The organism is Tardiphaga sp., assembly GCF_044340795.1.
Taxonomy (GTDB): Bacteria; Pseudomonadota; Alphaproteobacteria; order Rhizobiales; family Xanthobacteraceae; genus Tardiphaga.
In genome coordinates this window covers 1-4305 of the sequence record NZ_JBIISY010000364.1, presented here as the reverse complement: position 1 = coordinate 4305, position 4305 = coordinate 1, and the positions used below count along the sequence as shown (strand labels likewise).

General features: G+C 61.3%; 2 protein-coding genes. Both read right to left on the bottom strand.

The window, feature by feature from the left end; translation table 11 throughout:
• Positions 1–250, bottom strand: a 250-nt coding sequence (locus ACIQ17_RS31350) for an FAD-dependent oxidoreductase (protein WP_398473409.1), incomplete at its 3' end; no start/stop codon positions are given.
• A 274-nt stretch (positions 251–524) separates the two neighbouring features.
• Positions 525–4305: DNA-directed RNA polymerase subunit beta' (rpoC, locus tag ACIQ17_RS31345; RefSeq protein ID WP_398473408.1), on the bottom strand; the 3781-nt coding region annotated here is incomplete at its 5' end.

The window sequence follows — 4305 nt, the reverse complement described above, 5'->3', positions numbered from 1 at the left end:
TCTGCAGGCCGAAATGCTGGATCAGTTCGCGCAGCGGATCGGGGCCGATCATCGAGTAGTCATAGATCTCGGCGACGCCGGCTTCATACATGGCATCGGATGAATCGAACTTGCGGGTGACGATCTTGCCGCCAAGACGGTCCGAAGCCTCGTAAATGGTGACACGGCAGAGATCGCCGAGCTTCTTCTTGAGATACCAGGCGCTCATCAGGCCGCCCGGACCACCACCAACAATCGCAAGATCAAGCATCTAAATTCTTTCGCGCCTTGAATGCCTGCCGGCCGCCCCCGACAAGAATCGCTGTAGCGCATTCACCGCTACGGCGGAATCCGGACCGCTGCAGAACTGCCCCCCTGCCCGTGTCGGATCGCACTAAACCATTCCAACTAAGACCATTTTCGATCTGAAGGAAAGATGAACGAAGGCCGCAAGTGCTTTGCGGCAGGTCAAAAATCGCTAACCCGCAATGCAAAAAGGGCCGGCTTGAAGCCGGCCCTTTTGATTCTTGTCAGTCGCGTCCGACTTACTCGGCGGGCGGCAGAGCCAGCGGCTCAGCTTCCGGAGCAGCAGGCGTCACGGCTGCCTGCTTCTCGCGCTCGTCCTGGATCATCGTGTCGCGCTTCATGGCGACCTCGCGGATCTTGGCCATGGAGGCGCCGGTACCGGCCGGGATCAGGCGGCCGACAATGACGTTCTCCTTCAGACCCTCGAGCGGATCGATCTTGCCGTTGACCGCCGCCTCCGTGAGGACGCGGGTGGTCTCCTGGAACGACGCCGCCGAGAAGAACGAACGCGTCTGCAGCGAGGCCTTGGTGATGCCGAGCAGCACCGGGTTTCCGGTTGCCGGCTTCTTGCCTTCCTCGACTGCCTTCGCGTTAAGCGCGTTGAACTCGATCTTGTCGACCTGCTCACCCGAGATCATGTCGGTGTCGCCCTGATCGGTGACCTCGATCTTCTGCAGCATCTGACGAACAATCACTTCGATGTGCTTGTCGTTGATGAGCACGCCCTGCAACCGGTAAACTTCCTGGATTTCGTTGACCAGATAGGCAGCGAGTTCCTCGATGCCCTTGATCGCCAGAATGTCGTGCGGCGCCGGATTGCCTTCGACGATGAAGTCGCCCTTTTCGACGATATCACCATCCTGCAGATGGATGTGCTTGCCCTTGGGAATGAGGTACTCGCGAGTCTCCTCAAGCTTGTCGAGCGGTTCGATCGAGATGCGACGCTTGTTCTTGTAGTCGCGTCCGAAGCGGATGGTGCCGCCGATTTCCGCGATGATCGCCGCGTCCTTCGGCTTGCGGGCCTCGAACAGTTCGGCAACACGCGGCAGACCGCCGGTGATGTCACGCGTCTTCGCGCTTTCGGTCGAGACACGGGCGAGAATGTCACCGGCCTGGACCTTGGCACCGACGTCCACCGACAGGATCGCGTCAGGCGAGAGCATGTAACGGGCATCGCCACCGCGTGCCAGCTTCAGAACCTTGCCATCCGAGCCCTTGACAACGATGGCCGGACGCAGGTCTGCACCCGCGCGCGACGAACGCCAGTCGATGATCACGCGCTTGGCGATACCGGTCGATTCGTCGAGGGTTTCGGTGACCGACTGGCCGTCCACGAGATCCTCGAAGCCGATCGTACCGTCGACTTCCGTCAGCAGCGGACGGGAATACGGATCCCATTCCGTGATGCGCTGGCCACGCTTGACGGTGTCGCCATCGGCCACGTGAACGCGGGCACCGTACTGAATACGATACGTCGCGCGCTCGGTGCCGTCGGTGTCGCTGATCGCGATCACCATGTTGCGGACCATCGCCACGGTGTGACCTTCGCCGTTCTTGGCGAGACCCTCGTTGCGGATGGTGACCTTGCCGTCGAAGTTCGACTCGATCACCGACTGCTCGTTGAGCTGAGCGGCGCCGCCGATGTGGAACGTACGCATGGTCAGCTGCGTACCCGGCTCACCGATCGACTGCGCGGCGATGACGCCGACAGCTTCACCGTGGTTGACCGGCGTACCGCGCGCGAGATCGCGGCCGTAGCAGGTGCCGCAGATGCCGTTGACCAGTTCGCAGGTCAGGGCCGAACGGATCTTCACTTCCTGGATGCCGGCCTTCTGCAGCCGGTCCACGTCGCGCTCTTCCATCAGCGTGTTGCGCTTGATCAGCACTTCGCCGCTGTTGGGATCGACGATGTCTTCGCAGGCCGAGCGGCCGAGAATACGCGACGCCAGCGACGCGACCACCGAGCCCGCATCGACGATGGCGCGCATCTTGATGCCGAGATTGGTGCCGCAATCGGTCTGCGTGATGATGCAGTCCTGTGCGACGTCGACCAGACGACGGGTCAGGTAACCCGAGTTCGCGGTCTTCAACGCGGTGTCCGCGAGGCCCTTACGGGCGCCGTGGGTCGAGTTGAAGTATTCGAGAACCGACAGGCCTTCCTTGAAGTTCGAGATGATCGGCGTTTCGATGATCTCGCCCGACGGCTTGGCCATGAGGCCGCGCATACCACCGAGCTGACGCATCTGGGCCGGCGAACCACGAGCACCCGAATGCGCCATCATGTAGATCGAGTTGATCTGGGCTTCTTCACCCTGCGCATTGGTCTTCACCGAGGAGATTTCCTTCATCATCTCCTTGGCGACTTCTTCGGATGCCTTCGACCAGGCGTCGACGACCTTGTTGTACTTCTCACCGTGGGTGATCAGGCCGTCATTGTACTGCTGCTCGAAGTCCTTGGCGTAGGCGCGCGTGGCGTCCACGACCTTCCACTTCGTGGCAGGCACAACCATGTCGTCCTTGCCGAACGAGATGCCGGCCTTGAAGGCGTTGTAGAAGCCGAGCGCCATGATGCGATCGCAGAAGATCACCGTCTCCTTCTGGCCGCAGTGACGGTAGACCTGATCGATGACGCCCGAAATTTCCTTCTTCGTCATCAACTTGTTGATGGTCTCGTAAGGCACCTTCGGATGCTTCGGCAGCACCTGGCCGAGCATGGCACGACCGGCGGTCGTTTCGATCAGACGCGTGACGGTCTTGCCGTCCGCATCGAGACCGGTCCAGCTGTACTTGATCTTCGTGTGGAGGTGGATGACCTTCGCATGCAGGGCATGCTCGATCTCCGACATCTCACGATACACCTTGCCCTCGCCCGGCAGGCCGGCGCGCATGGTGGACAGGTAGTACAAACCAAGCACGATGTCCTGCGACGGCACGATGATCGGCTGGCCGTTCGCGGGATGCAGGATGTTGTTGGTCGACATCATCAGCACGCGCGCTTCCAGCTGCGCTTCGAGCGACAGCGGGACGTGCACGGCCATCTGGTCACCGTCGAAGTCGGCGTTGAAGGCCGAACAGACCAGCGGATGCAGCTGGATCGCCTTGCCTTCGATCAGCACCGGCTCGAACGCCTGGATGCCCAGACGATGCAGCGTCGGCGCACGATTCAGCAGCACGGGATGCTCGCGAATGACCTCGTCGAGGATGTCCCAAACCTCGGGACGCTCCTTCTCCACGAGCTTCTTCGCCTGCTTCACCGTGGTGGACAGACCCTTGGCGTCGAGACGCGAATAGATGAACGGCTTGAACAGTTCGAGCGCCATCTTCTTCGGCAGGCCGCACTGATGCAGGCGCAGTTCGGGACCGACCACGATGACCGAACGGCCGGAATAGTCGACGCGCTTGCCGAGCAGGTTCTGACGGAAGCGGCCCTGCTTGCCCTTCAGCATGTCGGCGAGCGACTTCAGCGGACGCTTGTTGGCGCCGGTGATGACGCGACCGCGGCGGCCGTTGTCGAACAGCGCGTCAACGGCTTCCTGCAACATGCGCTTTTCGTTGCGGATGATGATGTCCGGCGCGCGGAGCTCCATCAGACGCTTCAAGCGGTTGTTACGGTTGATGACGCGGCGATACAGGTCGTTGAGGTCCGACGTCGCGAAGCGACCGCCATCGAGTGGCACCAGCGGACGCAGATCCGGCGGAATCACCGGCACGACGGTGAGGATCATCCATTCCGGCTTGTTGCCGGAGAAGCGGAAGGCTTCGACGATCTTCAGGCGCTTGGCGAGCTTCTTGTGCTTGATGTCGGATTCCGTCTCCTTCATCTCGGCACGCAGTTCGACGTCGAGCTTCTCGAGGTCGAGGCCACGCAGCAGCTCGCGGATCGCTTCCGCGCCGATCATGGCGGTGAACGAGTCCTGGCCGTATTCGTCCTGCGCCTTCAGATACTCGTCTTCAGACAGCAGCTGACGGTCCTTGAGCGCGGTGAGACCCGGCTCGAGAACGACGTAGTATTCGAAATAC